Annotated in this window: 1 protein-coding gene; it reads right to left on the reverse strand. The window is 44.9% G+C overall.

What is annotated here, in order from left to right; all coding sequences use genetic code 11:
- A partial coding sequence (locus tag AB4585_RS24150) for a DNA gyrase subunit A (RefSeq protein WP_372171289.1) occupies nucleotides 1–390 on the reverse strand: 390 nt, incomplete at both ends.

The raw sequence follows: 390 nt of genomic DNA on the forward strand, positions 1-390 counted from the left end.
CCAGACTTATAGTTCAGGGTAGAAGCATCAACTTCATGACCTTTGGCATGACGAATCCAGCCCTTCTCTGACAAGACTACAGTGATAGGTTCACTTGGTAGTAGATCTTTCTCTGTCAGTGCTCTTGCTTCTGCACGCTCAACAATTGGAGAGCGGCGATCGTCACCAAATTTATCAGCATCCGCTTGAAGCTCCTTCTTAAGAAGGGTATTCATGCGTCGTTCGGAACCCAGTAATAGTTCTAACTGCTTACGCTCTTTTTCTAGCTCATCTTGCTCACCGCGGATCTTAAACTCTTCCAATTTCGCCAATTGACGTAATTTGGTGTCTAAGATTGCGTCCGCTTGAATCTCAGAAAGCTCAAAGCGAGACATCAATACTGCTTTTGGA

Origin of the sequence: Vibrio sp. 10N.222.49.C9 (genome assembly GCF_041474985.1) — a bacterium.
GTDB classification, from domain to species: domain Bacteria; phylum Pseudomonadota; class Gammaproteobacteria; order Enterobacterales; family Vibrionaceae; genus Vibrio; species Vibrio crassostreae_C.